The 17,578-nt window shown below is 67.1% G+C and carries 16 protein-coding genes; 7 read left to right on the plus strand and 9 right to left on the minus strand.

Going from position 1 to position 17,578, the window contains the following annotated elements:
• Positions 1–8: 8 nt before the first annotated feature.
• Genes FR943_RS04545 through FR943_RS04555 form a run of 3 tightly spaced genes read right to left on the minus strand, consistent with a single transcriptional unit; the run spans position 9 to position 3,254 of the window.
• A complete protein-coding gene (locus FR943_RS04545) occupies positions 9–1,184 on the minus strand; it encodes a thiolase family protein (protein WP_217155164.1) in 1,176 nt (391 codons plus the stop codon).
• Entirely contained in the window at positions 1,184–2,248 is a 1,065-nt protein-coding gene (locus FR943_RS04550; protein ID WP_217155165.1) for a thiolase family protein, read from the minus strand. The genes FR943_RS04545 and FR943_RS04550 overlap by 1 nt, the downstream gene beginning before the upstream one ends.
• A 13-nt stretch (positions 2,249–2,261) precedes the next feature.
• Positions 2,262–3,254 carry a Zn-ribbon domain-containing OB-fold protein gene (locus FR943_RS04555; RefSeq protein WP_217155166.1) on the minus strand — a complete coding sequence of 331 codons (993 nt, stop codon included), beginning with the start codon at positions 3,252–3,254 and terminating at the stop codon, positions 2,262–2,264.
• A 57-nt stretch (positions 3,255–3,311) separates the two neighbouring features.
• Between FR943_RS04555 and FR943_RS04560 the strand changes: the two genes are divergently transcribed.
• The 3 genes from FR943_RS04560 to FR943_RS04570 all read left to right on the plus strand — a co-directional run bounded on the left by FR943_RS04560 (position 3,312) and on the right by FR943_RS04570 (position 6,392).
• On the plus strand, positions 3,312–4,352 hold the full coding sequence (locus FR943_RS04560) for an LLM class F420-dependent oxidoreductase (RefSeq protein ID WP_217155167.1): 1,041 nt from the start codon (positions 3,312–3,314) through the stop codon (positions 4,350–4,352).
• Between the two features lie 127 nt (positions 4,353–4,479).
• Positions 4,480–5,160: an acetoacetate decarboxylase family protein gene (locus FR943_RS04565; RefSeq protein WP_217155382.1), complete on the plus strand. Its 681-nt coding sequence runs from the start codon at positions 4,480–4,482 to the stop codon at positions 5,158–5,160.
• Positions 5,157–6,392, plus strand: a complete 1,236-nt coding sequence (locus tag FR943_RS04570) for a cytochrome P450 (RefSeq protein ID WP_217155168.1) — start codon at positions 5,157–5,159, stop codon at positions 6,390–6,392. Before FR943_RS04565 ends, FR943_RS04570 begins: the two co-directional genes overlap by 4 nt.
• Positions 6,393–6,954: 562 nt before the next feature.
• Here the strand turns inward: FR943_RS04570 and FR943_RS04575 are convergent.
• On the minus strand, positions 6,955–7,764 hold the full coding sequence (locus FR943_RS04575; protein ID WP_217155169.1) for a crotonase/enoyl-CoA hydratase family protein: 810 nt from the start codon (positions 7,762–7,764) through the stop codon (positions 6,955–6,957).
• 70 nt (positions 7,765–7,834) lie between these two features.
• Between FR943_RS04575 and FR943_RS04580 the strand changes: the two genes are divergently transcribed.
• The 3 genes from FR943_RS04580 to FR943_RS04590 are packed head-to-tail and all read left to right on the plus strand — an operon-like array spanning position 7,835 to position 11,515.
• Positions 7,835–9,487, plus strand: coding sequence for a medium/long-chain-fatty-acid--CoA/3-oxocholest-4-en-26-oate--CoA ligase (locus FR943_RS04580; protein WP_308170465.1), 1,653 nt, complete (start codon positions 7,835–7,837; stop codon positions 9,485–9,487).
• Positions 9,487–10,608: an NAD(P)H-dependent flavin oxidoreductase gene (locus tag FR943_RS04585; protein ID WP_217155171.1), complete on the plus strand. Its 1,122-nt coding sequence runs from the start codon at positions 9,487–9,489 to the stop codon at positions 10,606–10,608. Before FR943_RS04580 ends, FR943_RS04585 begins: the two co-directional genes overlap by 1 nt.
• A 52-nt stretch (positions 10,609–10,660) precedes the next feature.
• Entirely contained in the window at positions 10,661–11,515 is an 855-nt protein-coding gene (locus FR943_RS04590) for a class I SAM-dependent methyltransferase (protein ID WP_217155172.1), read from the plus strand.
• Between the two features lie 67 nt (positions 11,516–11,582).
• Here FR943_RS04590 and FR943_RS04595 read toward each other — a convergent pair whose 3' ends face one another.
• Positions 11,583–13,142, minus strand: a complete 1,560-nt coding sequence (locus FR943_RS04595; protein WP_217155173.1) for a succinic semialdehyde dehydrogenase — start codon at positions 13,140–13,142, stop codon at positions 11,583–11,585.
• A 110-nt stretch (positions 13,143–13,252) separates the two neighbouring features.
• Here FR943_RS04595 and FR943_RS04600 point away from each other — a divergent pair, with 110 nt between their 5' ends.
• Positions 13,253–13,795, plus strand: coding sequence for a helix-turn-helix domain-containing protein (locus FR943_RS04600; RefSeq protein WP_217155383.1), 543 nt, complete (start codon positions 13,253–13,255; stop codon positions 13,793–13,795).
• Between the two features lie 15 nt (positions 13,796–13,810).
• On the opposite strand, the gene FR943_RS04605 is transcribed toward FR943_RS04600, so the two are convergent.
• From FR943_RS04605 to FR943_RS04620, 4 genes are all read right to left on the minus strand, one after another.
• Positions 13,811–14,791 (minus strand): NAD-dependent epimerase/dehydratase family protein, encoded by a 981-nt coding sequence (locus tag FR943_RS04605; RefSeq protein WP_217155174.1) that lies wholly within the window; start codon positions 14,789–14,791, stop codon positions 13,811–13,813.
• A gap of 69 nt (positions 14,792–14,860) precedes the next feature.
• Entirely contained in the window at positions 14,861–15,451 is a 591-nt protein-coding gene (locus FR943_RS04610; protein ID WP_217155175.1) for a LutC/YkgG family protein, read from the minus strand.
• Entirely contained in the window at positions 15,438–16,835 is a 1,398-nt protein-coding gene (locus tag FR943_RS04615) for a lactate utilization protein B (protein ID WP_217155176.1), read from the minus strand. The genes FR943_RS04610 and FR943_RS04615 overlap by 14 nt, the downstream gene beginning before the upstream one ends.
• Positions 16,832–17,578: a (Fe-S)-binding protein gene (locus tag FR943_RS04620; RefSeq protein WP_217155177.1), complete on the minus strand. Its 747-nt coding sequence runs from the start codon at positions 17,576–17,578 to the stop codon at positions 16,832–16,834. Before FR943_RS04620 ends, FR943_RS04615 begins: the two co-directional genes overlap by 4 nt.

The following is a 17,578-nucleotide window of genomic DNA, read 5'->3' on the forward strand; positions in this document are numbered from 1 at the left end:
TGGTGCGGTCACTTGTCCGCAGGCTTGTCGCTCGAGACCACCCACATCGAGTAGTACTGCGCGCCACCGCCATAGGCGTGGCCGAGCGCCTTGCGCGCTCCCTCGACCTGGTGGTCGCCGGCCTTGCCCATCACCTGGATCGCCGACTCGGCGAACCGGATCATGCCCGACGCGCCGATCGGATTGCTCGAGAGCACGCCGCCCGAGGCATTGAACGGGATCTTCCCGCCGATGGCGGTCTCGCCGGCCTCGGTGAGTTTCCAACCCTCGCCCTCGGCGGCAAAACCGAGGTTCTCCAACCACATCGGCTCGAACCAGGAGAACGGCACGTACACCTCGGCGACGTCGATCTCGTCGATCGGACTGGTGATCCCGGCAGCGCGCCACAACGCCGCGGCAGCATCTCGGCCCGCCTGCGGGTTGACCTGGTCGCGACCGGAGTAGGCAAGCGGTTCGGTGCGCAGGGCGGTGGCGTGGATCCAGGCCACCGGATGTCCTTCGGCCACCCGAGCATCCGCGGCGGCCTCGTCGCCGATCACCATGGCGGCGGCACCGTCCGACGACGGGCAGGTCTCGTCGAATCGGATCGGATCCCACAGCATCTGGGAGGCCATCACCTTTTCCAGGGTGATGTCGGATTGCTGAAGGTGGGCCAACGGGTTTTTCGCCCCGTTGAGACGGTCCTTGACCGCGACCATCGCGCCGATGTGGTTCGGCGCCCCGGAGCGACGGATGTAGGCGCGTACGTGGGGGGCGAAGTAGCCACCCGCACCGGCGCCGACGGGCTTGGTGAACGGCACCGGAATACTCAACGCCCACATGGCATTCGACTCGGACTGCTTCTCCCAGGCCATGGTCAGCACCCGGCGGTACTTGCCGGACTTCACCAGGCTGGCCGCGACGATCGCGGTCGATCCGCCCACCGAGCCGGCGGTGTGCACGCGGATCAGCGGCTTGTTGGTGGCGCCGGTGGCGTCGGCCATGAACAACTCGGGCATCATCACGCCCTCGAAGAAGTCCGGCGCCTTGCCCACCACGACGGCGTCGATGTCGTCCATCGTCGCGCCCGCATCGGCCAGTGCGCGGTCGATGGCCTCGCGCACCAGTCCGTTCATCGACACGTCGTGCCGCTTGGCCACGTACTTGGTCTGGCCCGTTCCGAGGACCGCTGCTTTGTTAGCCATTAGTTCTTGCCCTCCAGGACCGCGACCAGATTCTGTTGCAGCGCAGCACCGCTGGTGGCATGTGCCAGGACGCGGCCCGCTGTGCCGTTGAAGATGTGCTGCGCGGCGAAGCCGATGCGCTCGAGGCCGGCCGAGAACATCGGGTTGGCCGCCAGCGCGCCGCCGGAGGGGTTGACCTTCGTGTTCCCGTTCAGACCGATCGCCTCGGTGAGGATCAGGTGCTGATGGGTGAACGGTGCGTAGATCTCGGCCACGTCGATCGAGCTGACGTCACCACCGGTGGCGACCTGTGCGGACGCGGTGGTGGACGTCGAGACGGTCAGATCGCGCGCACCGAGCACCGGGGTCTCGATGCGATGCTCGAAACCGGTGATCCAGGCCGGGTTTTCACGCAGTTCGCGAGCCCGGTCACCGGCGGCCAGCACAATTGCCGACGCACCGTCGGTGATCGGGGCGATGTCGTGGCGACGCAGCGGATCGGCGAAGAACGGCCGATCCAGCAGCTCGGCCACCGAGGCCGCCGATTCCACCGAGTCGACGCGGTCGGCCGCGGCGAACGAATCCAGGGCGACCTGGGCCATCTGCTCCGTGGTCCACTTACCGGCATCGAGTCCGAAGCGGGCCTGAAGTCCGGCCAGCGACACCGCATCCGGCCACAGCGGCGCAACGGTGTAGGGATCGGTCTGCAGGGACAGCACGCGACGCAGCACGCCCGCCGAGGACTTGCCGAAGCCGTAGACCAGCGCGGTGTCCACCTCGCCGGTCAAGATCTTGATGTAGGCCTCGTACAGGGCCCAGGCGGCGTCCATCTCGACGTGCGACTCGTTGATGGGCGGCACCGCACCGATCGAGTCGATCGCCGAGATGAACGAGAATGCCCGGCCGGCAAGATAATCGGAAGAGCCGGAGCACCAGAAGCCGATGTCGGTCTGCTGCAGGCCGAGTTCTTCATAGAGGCTGGCGAAACACGGCATCAGCATCTCGACACCGTTGGTGGTGCCGTCGGTGCGGCGCACATGCGGGGCATGGGCGAAGCCGACGACAGCGACATCACGAAGAGTCATGTGGGAGTTCCCTTTACAGGTGGTGCTTGTAGCTGTCGTAGTCGGCGTCGGGCTCACCCGTCGGCCGGAAATGCGAGATGTTGTCGATGCCCAGACCCCATTCCTCCTGGGGCTTCCACACCGCTTCCACCCGCATACCCATCCGCACCTCGGACGCCTCGATGTCGGTCACCAGATGCAGGAACGGGATGTCGGCACCGTCGAGCAGCACGTAGGCCGCGACGTACGGCGGCTTGATGCGCTGGCCGGCGAACGGGATGTTGATGATCGCGAACGTGGTGACCGTGCCCTTGTCGACCAGCTCGACGAACTGGTCGAGTTCCTTGCCGGTGGCCGGATCAGCTTCCTTCGGCGGGAAGTACACCTTCCCGGTATCCCCGGTCCGCGCGCCCAGCAGCTTGCCGTCGCGCAGGCCGCGCAAGTAGGTGCTCTCGGGCCGCGAGGCGGTGTGCTGGATCTCGATCTGCGAGGGAACCACCAACATGGTCACCGGGTCGCGGTCGTCGGCCGGCGCGGCGGGGACCTCTTCAGGGGTCTCACCAGGCACGAAGTAGGCGATGTCGGTGATGGCGCCCACCGGTTCGTCGACCCAGTGCGCGTGCACCCGTGCGCCGCTGCTCAGCTCACCTTCGGCGACGTCCACGGCGTGCAGCAGCGGGGTGTCGGCACCGTCGAGCTTGATCAGCGCCCACGCGAACGGCCGGTCCAGCGGCTGCCCCTCCAGAGGCTCGGGCTGCCAGGTCCAGGACAGGACCGTCCCGACGCTGGACACCGGGACGACCTCGGTCAACGCCTCATAGGTCACCGGGTCATACTCAGCGGGTGGCACATGCACGCGTCCGTCCGACCCGCGTACGCCGACGATCCGGCGCTCACGCAGGGCAGTGAAGAACTGGCCGAGCAGGGGTCCGACTGAACGGGTGTAGTCAAACGACAGTTTCAGTGGCGCGGAAAGTGGTGGCTCACGGTGATCTGTCGAGGCCGGGCGGCTTTGGCTGGCTGTCACACATCGAGTAGAACAGGTTCTAACAATCGTGGCAAGGCACGTGGGAAGGCAATCTAAATGAAGCTGGGTCTGCAACTCGGGTACTGGGGCGCGCAGCCGCCGACCAACCACGCCGAACTCGTCGCCGCCGCCGAGGCCGAAGGATTCGACACCGTCTTCACCGCGGAGGCCTGGGGCTCGGACGCCTACACCCCACTGGCCTGGTGGGGGCGTGAAACCACCCGGATGCGGCTGGGCACGTCGGTGATCCAGCTGTCCGCCCGCACGCCCACGGCCTGCGCGATGGCCGCGCTGACCCTCGACCACCTCTCCGGTGGCCGCCACATCCTGGGCCTCGGGGTGTCCGGCCCGCAGGTGGTCGAGGGCTGGTACGGCGCGAAGTTCCCCAAGCCACTGGCCCGCACCCGCGAGTACATCGACATCCTGCGTCAGGTCTGGGCCCGTGAGGCGCCGGTGCGCAGCGACGGCCCGCACTATCCGCTGCCGCTGACCGGTGAGGGCACCACCGGCCTGGGTAAGCCGCTCAAGCCGATCACCCACCCACTGCGTGCCGACATCCCGGTCATGCTCGGCGCCGAAGGGCCCAAGAACGTCGCGCTGGCTGCCGAGATCGCCGACGGCTGGCTGCCGATCTTCTACTCGCCGCGGATCGCCGGCATGTACAACGAGTGGCTCGACGAGGGCTTCGCCCGGCCGGGCGCCCGGCGCACCCGGGAGACGTTCGAGATCTGCGCGACCGCGCAGGTGGTGGTGACCGACGACCGGCCCGCGATCATGGAGCTGATGAAGCCGCACCTGGCGCTCTACATGGGCGGAATGGGTTCGGAGGACACCAACTTCCACGCCGAGGTGTACCGCCGGATGGGGTACGCCGAGGTGGTCGACGACGTCACGAAACTGTTCCGCTCCGGACAAAAGGACGGGAAAGAGCAGGCCGCCAAGATCATTCCGGACGAACTGGTCGACGACTCCGCGATCGTGGGCAACCTCGACTACGTCAAGGAGCAGATCAAGGCCTGGGAGGCTTCCGGCGTCACGATGATGGTGGTCGGTGCCCGTTCGGTCGAGCAGATCAAGGATCTTGCCGCGCTGGTGTAGCGGTCCAGTTTTCCGACTAGACACTTCCTTGCAGTCTGTCTACTCGAGGTTCTAGATTTATGGCGTGAGTCACAGCACTCCCGCTTCCGGGTCCTCGCAACACACCGTGGCCGGCACTGTGCTGACGATGCCGGTGCAGATTCGCACCGCCGATCAGCACATGGCGATGTTCTCGGTGGACGCCGACGCCGCACAGCGCATGATCGACTACAGCGGCCTGCGCGTGTATCGGCATCGGCCGCACCGCGCGATCGTCGTGCTGATGCTCATGCGCTACCTCGACGGCGATCTCGGCCCCTACCTGGAGTACGGCACCAACGTCATGGTCAACCGGCCCGGTTCGCAGGAGGCCGGGCTGCGCCACCTGAGCTCGGCCGGCGCCTTCGTGCACCACCTGCCCGTCGACGGCGAGTTCACCCTGCAGGCCGGCCGGCAGATCTGGGGTTATCCGAAAGTGCTGGCCGACTTCACCGTTCGCGAGGGCAGGCCGTTCGGTTTCGAGGTGAGTATCGACGGCCGACTCGCGGTGGGCATGGATTTCGCGCCCGGCTTGCCGGTGCCGTCGGCGCTGACGGCCAAGCCCCAGGTGCAGTCCACCTACTCCTGTCTCGACGGGGTGCTACGGGAAACCGAAGGGACGATGCGGCTTTCGGGCGTGCGTTACCGGCCGGGCGGGGTCCGGATCCGGCTGGGGGACCACCCGTACGCCAACGAACTTGCGGCGCTGGGCCTGCCCAAACGGGCGCTGCTGTCCAGCGCGGTTCGCAATGTGCAGATGACGTTCGCCGACGCCAAGGAGATTTCGTGACCCAGGTCCTGCTCAAGCCCGATGTCGACCTCACCAACGGCACCTTCTATGCCGACGGCGGAGCGCGGGAGGCCTACCGCTGGATGCGGGCCAACGAGCCGGTGTTCCGCGATCGCAACGGTTTGGCGGCGGCCACGACGTATGCGGCGGTGATCGATGCCGAACGCAACCCGGAACTGTTCTCCAGCACCGGCGGCATCCGTCCGGACCAGCCCGGCATGCCGTACATGATCGACATGGACGATCCGGCACATGTGTTGCGCCGCAAGCTGGTCAACTCCGGCTTCACCCGCAAGCGGGTGATGGACAAGGTGCCCTCGATCGTGACGCTGTGCGACACTCTGATCGACGCCGTGTGCGAGAAGGGCGAGTGCGACTTCGTCCGCGACATCGCCGCGCCGCTGCCGATGGCAGTGATCGGTGACATGCTCGGGGTGCTGCCCACCGAACGCGACATGCTGCTGAAGTGGTCGGACGACCTGGTGTGCGGGCTGAGCTCGCACCTGGACGAAACGGCGATCACGAAGCTGATGGACACCTTCGCCGCCTACACCGCGTTCACCATGGAGGTGATCGCCAAGCGGCGGGCCGACCCCACCGAGGACCTGTTCTCGGTCCTGGTCAACGCCGAGGTGGAGGGCCAGCGGATGAGCGATGACGAGATCGTCATGGAGACGCTGCTGATCCTGATCGGCGGCGACGAGACCACCCGGCACACCCTGTCCGGTGGCACCGAACAGCTGCTGCGTCACCGTGCGCAATGGGATCGGCTCGTCGCGGATGAGCGCTTGCGCGAAGACCATGAAGGACGCCAGGAGGCCCTGCCCGGTGCGATCGAGGAGATGCTGCGCTGGACCTCGCCGGTGAAGAACATGTGCCGGACCCTGACCGCCGACACCGCCTTCCACGGAACCGAACTGAAGGCCGGCGAGAAGATCATGTTGATGTTCGAATCGGCCAACTTCGACGAGGCGGTTTTCGACAACCCTGATGACTTCGATATCGGTCGGAACCCCAACAGCCACATGGCTTTCGGTTTCGGGACACATTTCTGCCTGGGTAACCAGCTGGCCCGGCTGGAACTGCGGCTGATGATCGAGCGCCTGCTCGCCCGGCTGCCCGATCTCCGGCTGGCCGACGACAATCAGTTGCCGTTGCGCCCGGCCAACTTCGTCAGCGGGCTGGAATCGATGCCGGTGGTGTTCACCCCGACGGCCCCGGTGGGAGCCTGATGACGACGCCGCTCAGGCCCTGTGTACACCTAGGCGCCAGTTAAGCATCCGCTGTGCAAGGGCGTTCACAGGTTTCGCATAGCACGTCTAATTAGATAGCCTCTTCAAATCGGGGGATGAACGCGACGATTGAAGGGTGCATGTAATGGCACGACATCTAACCGGGCGCAAATTGACAAGTGGTGTGGTGCTGGGCGGGGCGCTGCTGGCCGGAGCCTTGGGGGTGGCCGGGCAGGCGAGCGCGGCACCGGTTCCGGCGCCGACGAGCCTGCAGGCCGGGGGGCCGGCCCCGCTGTTCTCCCCGCCGGCGCCGCCGTTACGGCCGTGGGGACCGCCTCCCCCTCCGCCTCCACCACCGCCATTCTGGGGTCCACCGCCGCCACCCCCGCCACCGTTCTGGGGGCCGCCGCCCCCGCCGCGGCCGTGGGGTCCGCCGCCCCCGCCTCCTCCGGGGCACTGGGGACCGCCGGGGCATGGCGGACCGCCCGGACACTGGCACTAGGGCACTGAAAGCACTGAGGCCCTGCTCGATTCGAGCTGGGCCTCAGTCGCGTGCCGGGTGTTACTTCATCTGGAAGTTCGGTGCCCGCTTCTCCTTGAACGCCAGCGGGCCCTCCTTGGCGTCGGCCGACAGGAACACCGGGATGCCATTGGCGGTGTCGGGCTTGAACGCGTCGTTCTCGTGCATGCCCTCGGTCTCGCGGATGGTCTTGAGAATCGCCTGCACGGCCAGCGGGCCGTTGTTGTTGATCACCTCGGCGATCTCCAAGGCCTTGTCCAACGCGGAACCGTCGGGCACGACGTAGCCGATCAGGCCGTAGGACAGCGCCTCGGCCGCGGTGATGTGCCGTCCGGTGAGCAGCAGATCGCAGGCGATGGTGTAGGGGATCTGGCGGACCAGGCGCACCGCCGAGCCGCCCATCGGGTACAGGCTCCACTTGGCCTCGGAGATGCCGAACTTGGCGCTCTCGCCGGCGACCCGGATGTCGGTGCCCTGCAGGATCTCGGTGCCCCCGGCGATGGCCGGGCCCTCGACCGCGGCGATCAGCGGCTTGGTGAGCCGACGGCCTTTGAGCAGGCCTTCGATCTTCGACGGGTCGTAGCTGCCGTCCTTGAACGAATCACCCGGCGGCTTCTTCGTCGCGCCCTTGAGATCCATGCCCGCGCAGAAGTACCCACCGGCGCCGGTGAGGATGCAGGTCCGGATCTCCGGATCGTTGTCGACGCGGTCCCAGGCCTCGACCATGATCGAGAGCATCTCGGTGGAAAGCGCGTTGCGCGCCTCCGGCCGGTTCAGCGTCAGGATCAGGGTGTGTCCGCGCTGCTCAATGAGGGCGTCGGGCCCTTTTTCTGCGTCTTTTTGGTCACTCACGGACAGTCAGCTCCTATGCATTTTCAACCCAGACTTGTCTCGAAATGTAACACGTTCTAGTTTAGGTTCTGTGGCTCTGAATATTGCGGATCTTGCCGAGCACGCCATCGACGCTGTGCCTGACCGTGTCGCCCTGATTTGTGGCGACGAGCAGCTGACCTATGCGCAGTTGGAGGAGAAGGCCAACCGCCTGGCCCACTATCTGATCTCCCAGGGCGTCAAGAAGGACGACAAGGTCGGCCTGTATTGCCGCAACCGCATCGAGATCGTGATCGGGATGCTGGGCATCGTGAAGGCCGGCGCGATCCTGGTCAACGTCAACTTCCGTTACGTCGAAGGCGAGCTGAAGTACCTGTTCGAGAACTCGGACATGGTCGCGCTGATCCACGAGCGCCGCTACGCCGACCGGGTGGCCAACGTGCTGCCGGAGACCCCGTTGGTCAAGACCGTGCTCGTCGTCGAAGACGGATCAGATGACGATTACCAGCGCTACGGCGGTGTTGCCTTCGAGGACGCGCTGGCGCAGGGCTCGCCCGAGCGTGACTTCGGCCCGCGTAGCGAAGACGACATCTACCTGCTCTACACCGGCGGCACCACCGGGTTCCCCAAGGGCGTCATGTGGCGCCACGAGGACATCTACCGAGTGTTGTTCGGCGGCACCGACTTCGCCACCGGCGAGCCCGTGGCCGACGAGTACGACCTGTCCAAGCAGGCCGTGGCCAACCCGCCGATGATCCGGCTGCCCATCCCGCCGATGATCCATGGCGCGACCCAGTCGGCCACCTGGATGGCCCTTTTCACCGGGCACACCGTGGTGCTGATGCCGGAGTTCGACGCCGACGCGGCGTGGCGGATGATCCACGAGCACAAGGTCAATCTGCTGTTCTTCACCGGCGACGCGATGGCTCGGCCGCTGCTCGATGCGTTGTTGGCCCACCAGGACGCCGGCAACCAATATGACCTGTCGTCACTGTTCCTGTTGGCCAGCACCGCGGCCCTGTTCTCCACGAGCCTCAAGGAGAAGTTCCTCGAGCTGCTGCCCAACCGGATCATCACCGACTCGATCGGCTCCTCGGAGACCGGCTTCGGCGGTACCAGCATCGTGGCCAAGGGCCAGAGCCACACCGGCGGCCCGCGCGTCACCATCGACAAGACCACCAAGGTGCTCGACGAGGACGGCAACGAGGTGGTGCCGGGCTCGGGTGTGCGCGGCATCATCGCCAAGTGCGGCCACATCCCGGTCGGTTACTTCAAGGACGAGAAGAAGACCGCCGAGACCTTCCGTACCTACAACGGGGTGCGTTACGCCATCCCGGGTGACTACGCCGAGGTCGAGGCCGACGGCAGCGTGACCATGCTGGGTCGCGGTTCGGTGTCGATCAACAGCGGTGGCGAGAAGATCTACCCCGAAGAGGTCGAGGCCGCGCTCAAGGGGCACCCGGATGTGTTCGACGCGCTGGTGGTCGGCGTGCCCGACGAGCGCTTCGGACAGCACGTCGCCGCCGTCGTGCAACCCAGGGAGGGCGCCCGCCCGACGCTGGCCGACCTTGACGCCTTCGTCCGCAGCGAGATCGCCGGATACAAGGTGCCGCGCAGCCTGTGGCTGGTCGATGAGGTCAAGCGGTCGCCCGCGGGCAAGCCCGATTACCGCTGGGCCAAGGACCAGACCGAAGAGCGCGCCGCCGACGAGGTGCACGCCAACCATGTGGGAGCCAAATCCTGATGAAGACCGAACTCTGCGAGCGGTTCGGGGTCGAATACCCGATCTTCGTCTTCACCCCGTCGGAGAAGGTGGCTGCCGCGGTCACCCGGGCCGGCGGCATGGGGGTGTTGGGCTGCGTGCGGTTCAACGATCCCGACGAGCTGGACAACGTGTTGTCCTGGATGGACGCCAACACCGACGGCAAGCCGTACGGCGTCGACGTGGTGATGCCGAACAAGATCCCCACCGAGGGCACCGCCGTCGACATCGACAAGCTCATCCCGCAGGCGCACCGCGACTTCGTCGCGAAAACCCTTGCCGATCTTGGTGTTCCACCGCTTCCCGATGACGATGAGCACAACGCCGGGGTACTGGGCTGGCTGCACTCGGTGGCCCGCAGCCATGTCGAGGTGGCGCTGCGGCACCCGATCAAGCTGATCGCCAACGCGCTGGGCTCCCCGCCCAACGACGTCATCAAGCAGGTCCACGAGGCCGGTGTCCCGGTGGCCGCCCTGGCCGGCAGCGCCAAGCATGCGCTCAGCCACGTAGCCAACGGGGTGGACATCGTGATCGCCCAGGGGCACGAGGCCGGCGGGCACACCGGTGAGATCGGCTCGGTGGTGCTGTGGCCGGAGATCGCCGAGGCGGTCGAGGGCAAGGCCGCGGTATTGGCCGCCGGCGGGATCGGTACCGGCAAGCAGGTGGCCGCGGCGCTGGCGTTGGGTGCGCAGGGGGTCTGGATGGGCTCGGCGTTCCTGACCGCGGCCGAATACGACCTGGGTGTGCGCCGCGAGTCGGGCGCCTCGGTGATCCAGGAGGCGCTGCTGAAGGCCACTTCCGCCGACACCGTGCGCAGCCGGATCTACTCGGGCAAGCCGGCGCGACTGCTCAAGAGCCGCTGGACCGACGCCTGGGAGGCCCCGGGCGCACCTGATGCGCTGCCGATGCCGCTGCAGAACATCCTGGTCGGCGAGGCGCATCAACGGATGAGCCGGTCCGACGATCCGACCGCGGTTGCCATGCCGGTGGGGCAGATCGTGGGGCGGATGAACGAGATCCGGCCGGCCGCCGACATCATCGCCGAGCTGGTGAGTGGTTTCGAAGCCGCGACCAAGCGTCTGGACGGCATCGCCGGAAGCTGAGTCTGAACGCAGGCCCGATGCTTTTCCGGCGCTCACCGGTAGGGTCGAGGCGGTGAACGAAGCAGAGGCACTCGCCGCGAACCGTGCCAACTGGGACGATCGGGCCGATGTCCACGCCCGTTCCCAGATGTATGACGTGGCAGGGTTTCTGGCGGACCCGACCGAGATCTCGCGGGTCGTGCTCAACGACCTCGAGGTGCTGGCGCCGCACCTGCCCGAAGCCGGGGTGACGGGCCGTTCGCTGTTGCACCTGCAATGCCACATCGGTACCGACACCGTGTCCTGGGCGCGGCTGGGAGCCCGCGACGTGCATGGCGTGGATCTGTCGCCGAACTCGCTGCGGCACGCGGCCAGGATCGCGGCGGCCGACGGTCGTGAGATCACCTGGGTCGAGGGCGATGCCCGGTTCGCCTCGACGCTGATCCAGCGGCGCTTCGAGACCGTGGTGACCAGTGCTGGAACCATCGTGTGGCTGCCCGAACTCGTCAACTGGGCGCGATCGATCCACGATCTGCTCGAGCCGGGCGGGGTGTTCCTGATCCGTGACGATCATCCGATCCTCGGGGCGATGGACTTCGAACCGTGGGAGATCACCGACGACTACCTCAGCGGCGGCGGTGCCCGAACCTACGACGACGCAGGGACTTACACCGAGAACTCGGCCGGACAGATCATCCATGTGCGTAATCATGAGTGGCGTCATGATCTGGCCGAAGTCGTCACTTCACTGCTGCAGGCCGGCCTCGTCATCGAGTCGTTTGCCGAGCTGCCCTATATGGACTGGCCAGCCTTCCCGGATCTTGTGGCATGCCCGCAAGGGTGGGCCCTGCCGCTGGGAACGCCGAGGATCCCGCTGAACTTCGCGGTCGTGGCGCGGCGTCCCCAAATCACTGAACCGGCCCCGTGACATCGCCGAGCTGTGTTTGGCGTTCGAGGTGGACCGCCAGCTGCCGTGACCTGTTCGCGCTGAGAAACTAGCGGCCGGGCAGCTTCTGCACCGCCCGGATGATCGGGGTCAGCGCCTTCTGCCACAAGGTCTGCGAAATCCCCAGCGGCGGATCGAGATTGATCACCCGCGCGGTGGAGACGGTCTGTGACTCGGTGTACTTGAGGATGCCGTCGGCGCCGTGCCGACGCCCGACACCCGAGGCCTTCATGCCGCCCATCGGTGCGGCGGTGCTACCGAAGGCCAGGGCGTAGCCCTCGTCCACATTCACTGTGCCGGAGTTGATCCGGGCGGCGATCGCCTCCCCTTCGGCCTTCGAGCCGGCCCACACGCTGGCGTTGAGCCCGTACTCGGTGTCGTTGGCCTTCTCGATCGCCTCATCGACGGAATCGACCGGGTAAATCGACACCAGCGGGCCGAAGGTTTCGTTGCGGGCGCACTCCATCTCGTCGGTGACCCCGGTCAGCACGGTCGGCTCGTAGAACAGCGGGCCGATGTCGGGGCGGGCATTACCGCCGGCGATCACCTTGGCGCCCTTGACCTTTGCGTCATCGACATGGCCGGAGACCGTCTTGACCTGGTCCTCGGAGATCAGGCTGCCCATGTCGGCGGTGAAGTCGTAGGCACCCGAGAGCTTCATCTTGCGCACCTGCTCGCCGAACTTGGCGGTGAACTCGTCGGCCACCGCCCGCTCGACGTAGATCCGTTCGATCGAGATGCACAGCTGGCCGGCGTTGGAGAAGCACGCCCGGGTCGCGGCCTTGGCCGCCACGTCCAGGTTGGCCCCCTTGGTGACGATCATCGGGTTCTTGCCACCCAACTCGGCCGAGAAGCCGATCAGCCGGCGCCCGCACTGCTCGGCCAGGGACCGGCCGGTGGCGGTGGACCCGGTGAACATCAGGTAGTCGCAGGCCTGCACGATCGCGGTGCCGACCACCGAACCCGGCCCGGGCACCACCGCGAACAGATCGCGCGGCAGCCCGGCCTGATATAGCAGTTCGGCATTGGCCAGGGTGCAGTACGGGGTCTGGCTGTCGGGCTTGACCACCACGGCATTGCCGGCCAGCAGGGCCGGAATGGAATCCGAGATCGACAGCGCCATCGGGTAGTTCCACGGCGAGATGACCCCGACGACTCCCTTGGGGTGGTGGTTGACCACGGTCTTGACCAGACCCGGCAGCAGGCCCTGCACCCGCTTGGGGGAGAGCAGTTTGGTCGCCTCGCGCGCGTAGTAGCGCGAGTTCAGGATCATGTCGACGATCTCTTCCTGCGCCGCCGAGCGGGCCTTGCCGGTCTCGGCCTGGGCCACGTCCATCAGGAAGTCACGGCGATCGGCCACCAGCTCGCCGAAGCGCTCGATGACGGCGGCCCGCTCGTCGACCGGCCGCTTGGCCCACTGCGCCTGGGCGGCGCGGGCCTTGGCGAACGCCGCGGTCACATCCTCGGCGGTGCCGACCGGGATGGTGGTCAGCTCGCGGCCGGTGAAAACCTCGTCGATGGTCTTCGTCGGGCGCGCACTGACTTCAGCGTCGTCGATGGCGACGAGCGCACGCAGGCGAGCGAAATCCGCAGCGGACGGAGCAGGCATCGGGGTCTCTCCCTACTGGCAAGTAACTATCAGTCATGGCCAACCTACTCGGTACCGGCGGTCCGACCAAGGGCGGAGGTAGCTGCACCGGCATGCGGTTGAATCAGGGCATGAGCGGGCGGCCACGTGACACCTCGATCGACGACCGGGTGTTGAGGGCCACCCGTGAGCTGCTCGTCGAGGTGGGCTGGGACGATCTGAGCGTGCGCCTGGTTGCGGCGCGCGCCGGGGTCGGGCGGGCCAGCGTCAACCGGCGCTGGCCGTCGAAGGCCGAGCTTGTGCTGCACGCGATTCTCGGCGAGACCCCGGACATGGCGCCGTTCTCGGGCACCGATCTGGCCGGCTGGATCGACTGGGTGGTGCGCGGCAGCCACGAACTGTTCAGCCGGGCCGATCTCAAGGAGGCCGTGCCCGGCCTGCTGCTGGCGCTGCGTGACAACGACGATCTGCGCTCGGCGTTGTGGCGGGGTTTCAGCGGTCCCGCGGTCGAGCTGTTCGCCGCGCAGGGTTACGGTTCGCAGGCCGATGCGCGGGCTGCGCTCACGATGGCCGCCGGTGCCGCGCTGTTCATGACCACCGTTGCGGTCGACGACGATTCGGCCGTGCTGCAGGATCGTCTGGTGGCCCTGCTGTGCGCCGCGCTGGGGGCGTGACCGGGCGTCGAGAACTCACCGCCCGAAGGAGGCCAGGATGGCCGCCTGAGGTGAGCGCCACGCCTCGATCCGGAGGTCGGAGCGGGTGACGGCGTCGTCGGTGGGCGTGGCGGCGGTGAGCAGCATCGCGGCCTCGTAGCTGATCCCATCCCCGAGCGGCAGCACCCCGCCGACCAGGTCGGACACCCATCCGATGCCGCGGAACAGCGCCGGGGCCAACGGGATTCGATGGATCGGCCGGCCGCGGCCCTGTTCCAGCGTATCGACCATCTCATCGAAGGCGACCATGACGCCGCCGCACACATAGCGGTGCGGGCCGCGGCCGGGTTGCATGAGCCGCACGTGAACGTCGGCGACGTCGCGCACATCGATCATCTGCATGCCGCCGCGCATCCGGGGGGCGAACCCGGCTCGCACGATCGGCGCCCAGCCGCGTTCGGTGACACCGGCCGCCGTCCACCCGGAGTAGGCCGGGCCCACCACGCTCGACGGATAGGTGACCACCACCGGCGCGCCCTCGGCCTGCAGTCGGCGCGCGGCGCGGTCGGCGTAGGCCTTCGTCTGGGCGTATGGGCTGCGCCCCGGCGCGGGCGGGGTGTCGGCGGAGATCACCCCGTCCGGCGGCGGGAAAAGCGCGCTGTAGCTGCTCACCGAGACGATCGGGTCCAGCCCGGCCTCGACCGCGCGCAGCAGCAGGTTCTCGGTGGCGTAGGCGTTGACCTCCCACATCAGGCCCTCGCGGCGGCGGTCGGTGCCCACCACCCCGGCGGCGTGAAGCACGGCGTCGCAGCCGGCCAGCAACACGTCCACCGTCGTCCGGTCGCGGATGTCCCCGCTGATGACGGACACCTCGCCCAGCGCGGACAGGCGCTGCGCCACCTCGTCGTCGGTGCCCCCGGGAATCGTGAGCAGACGTACCTCGTGACCCGCCGCCAGCAGGGCTGCCACGGTGTGTACCCCGAGATAGCCGGTCCCGCCCGTTACCGCGATGCGCATGTGTACCTCTCGCCGACCACAATTTCGGTGCCAATGGTATCGAAATGGTGTGGCGCGGCTGCGGCCCGGTCAGTGGGCGGGCCGCGGGGCCAGTACGGCCGTCAGTGTGGTGACGCCCTGCGCCGGGTGCACCGTCTTGCCGCCGATGTCGGCCGAGCCGGACGGCCCGGACAACAACACCGCATAGCCGGCCTGCCGAAAGGCCGGATGGGCGTAGGCGTGGTGGATGTTCTCCACGATGTCGGCCGGGTCCAGCAGCACCACCAGATGCTGGGCCAGCACCGCGGCCGTGCTCACCGCGAGTTCGGCCTCGGTCACCAGGATCGACCCGGTCTCGGCCACTCCGAGCGGGGTACGCACCACCGTGACGTCAACATCGGCCGGCCCGGCCCAGTCGGCGAACCCGTCGGGGTCCACGTTCCCGGTGACTTCGCTTGTCGCCGAACAGATCCGGTGTGCCTCGGGAAACGTGGTCGCCAGCCAGTCCGCCAGCCCCGATTCCGGTGCGGTGATGGTCTTGCCGTCCAGCCGGGCCAGCGCCGCGGTGAACAGCGAAACCAGGTCGGCCGGGCCGGCGCCGAAATCGGGGACGGTGGGCAACTCCCGGGGCGCGGGCGCATTTCGGCGCACCGCGGCGAGGATGTCCTCACGTGCCGGCATCGTCGGCATCCGATCGACTGCGGGTACGGGCGTACCACTGGTGGAAGGTTTCTCGTGACGGCTCGGGCAGATCACGGTGCCGCCCCCAGGCGTTGAGCCGGTTGTAGAGCGCGAAGTCCGGCGCCACCTTGAGTGCGGCCATGCCGGCCTCGGTGGCCACCCGGTAGGTACGCGGATGGCGCAGCACCGTGTCGGCCACCTTCATCGCAGCCTTCTTGATGGTGCTGAACTGGTCCTGGTCCTCCATCACCTCGCGCCACTGGTAGATCTGATCGTGGATGTTGATCTCCACCGGGCACACGTTGGTGCAACTGCCGTTGAGGCTGCAGGCATACGGCAGCTCGTGGTAGCGCCGGATGTCGGTGGCAGGCATGGTGATGAGGCCGATCGGCCCCATATAGGTGGCCCCGTAGGCCAACCCGCCGCTGCGCCGGTACACCGGGCAGGTGTTCATGCACGCACCACACCGGATGCACTTCAACGACGACCAGAACTGTTCGTCGGCCAACCGCGCCGAGCGCCCGTTGTCGACGAGCACGATGTGCATCTCGCCGCCGTCGCGGGGTTTGGCGAAATGCGATGTGTACTGGGTGATGCGCTCACCGGTGGCGCTGCGGGTGAGCAGCCGGATGAACACCGCCAATTCGGCCGGGCCCGGAATGATCTTCTCGATCCCCACCGAACAGATCCGCAGCGGTGGGATGTTCGCGGACAGATCGGCATTGCCCTCGTTGGTGACGGTGACGATGGCGCCGGTCTCGGCCAGGGCGAAGTTGGCCCCGGTCATGCCGGCTTGCGCCTCGAGCATGAGCGGACGGGTGTGTTCGCGCATGACGTGCGCGAGATAGACCGGATCGGCCCGCTGCGGATCGGAACCGTATACCCGGCCGAACAATTCGGCGACCTGTGCGGGGGTTTTCTGGAAGGCCGGCCCCACGATGTGGCTCGGTGGCTGATCGTCGAGTTGCTGGATGCGCTCGCCCAGGTCGGTTTCGGTGATCTGGATGCCCCGTTCTTCCAGGAACGGCCGCAGATCGCATTCCTCGGTGAGCATCGACTTCGACTTCGCCAGATGTGTGACGTGGTGCTCGGCGAGGATGTCGTGGACGATCCGGTTGTGCTCGTCGGCATCCCGCGCCCAGTGCACCGTGGCCCCGTTGGCGACGGCACGCTCCTCGAACATCTCCAGGTAGTGCCCGAGGTGGGTCAGGGTGTGCTCTTTGATCTGGGATGCCAACGTGCGCAGCTCTTCCCATTCGGGAACATCCCGCGCTGCGGCATCGCGGCGCTCGCGCAGACCCCAGATCAGCGTGTCGAACGCCTTGACGTGGTCCGGATCGGCGAGGAAGGCCAGCGCATTGTGGGCCGGGTCAACGGGTTTCACCGGGCATCTCCGTTCAGTACCTCGGCCAGGTGCAGGAACTGGAAGGTTTCCTGATTGCGGCTGGCGCAACCCTGCATGTGCATGAGGCAGGACATGTCCCCGGACACCACGTGCCGGGTGCCGGCGGCGCCGATGCGTCCCATCTTGTCGCTGCCCATTGCCGCCGAGACCGCTTCGTCGGTGACCGCGAAGGTGCCGCCGAACCCGCAACACTCGTCGGGGCGGTCGAAGTCGGTGAGGGTGATGCCGTCGACCTTCTCCAGCAGGCTGCGGGGTTTGGACTGCCATGGGTCGTTGGGGCGCTCACTCATCGTCTGCTGCGACAGCCCGCGGATGGCCGAACAGCTGACATGCAGCGCGACCTCGTGCGGAAACCGGGCCCACGGAAGCTCTTTCACGTCCAGCACGTCACACAGGAACTCGGGCAGATCCCACACATGGCTGCTGACGTGGCGGCGGGCCGGGGTGTCGTCGGAGGCGGTGAACTTGTTGCGGATGTGGTGTACGCAGCTGCCCGACGGGGCCACGATGTGGTCGTATTCGGCGAAGTTGCGGATGAACAGCTCTTCGGTGGCCCTGGCCTGAAGGTAGGCGCCGCTGTTGGCCATCGGCTGGCCGCAGCAGGTTTGGTCGAACGGGTACTCGACATCGATGCCGAATCGCTCCAGCAGACCCAGCGTGGATTTGCCGACCTGAGGAAAGAACATGTCGACATAGCACGGGATCATCAACCCCACACGCAC

It is taken from the genome of [Mycobacterium] fortunisiensis, assembly GCF_019050325.1.
Classification (GTDB): Bacteria; Actinomycetota; Actinomycetes; order Mycobacteriales; family Mycobacteriaceae; genus Mycobacterium; species Mycobacterium fortunisiensis.

Excerpts from the sequence above, each read along its gene's own strand:
- FR943_RS04550 (WP_217155165.1), bottom strand. The coding sequence starts at position 2,248 with ATGACTCTTCGTGATGTCGCTGTCGTCGGCTTCGCCCATGCCCCGCAT.
- FR943_RS04545 (WP_217155164.1), bottom strand. The coding sequence starts at position 1,184 with ATGGCTAACAAAGCAGCGGTCCTCGGAACGGGCCAGACCAAGTACGTG.
- FR943_RS04600 (WP_217155383.1), top strand. The coding sequence starts at position 13,253 with ATGAGCGGGCGGCCACGTGACACCTCGATCGACGACCGGGTGTTGAGG.
- FR943_RS04610 (WP_217155175.1), bottom strand. The coding sequence starts at position 15,451 with ATGCCGGCACGTGAGGACATCCTCGCCGCGGTGCGCCGAAATGCGCCC.
- FR943_RS04560 (WP_217155167.1), top strand. The coding sequence starts at position 3,312 with ATGAAGCTGGGTCTGCAACTCGGGTACTGGGGCGCGCAGCCGCCGACC.
- FR943_RS04585 (WP_217155171.1), top strand. The coding sequence starts at position 9,487 with ATGAAGACCGAACTCTGCGAGCGGTTCGGGGTCGAATACCCGATCTTC.
- FR943_RS04565 (WP_217155382.1), top strand. The coding sequence starts at position 4,480 with ATGCCGGTGCAGATTCGCACCGCCGATCAGCACATGGCGATGTTCTCG.
- FR943_RS04605 (WP_217155174.1), bottom strand. The coding sequence starts at position 14,791 with ATGCGCATCGCGGTAACGGGCGGGACCGGCTATCTCGGGGTACACACC.
- FR943_RS04595 (WP_217155173.1), bottom strand. The coding sequence starts at position 13,142 with ATGCCTGCTCCGTCCGCTGCGGATTTCGCTCGCCTGCGTGCGCTCGTC.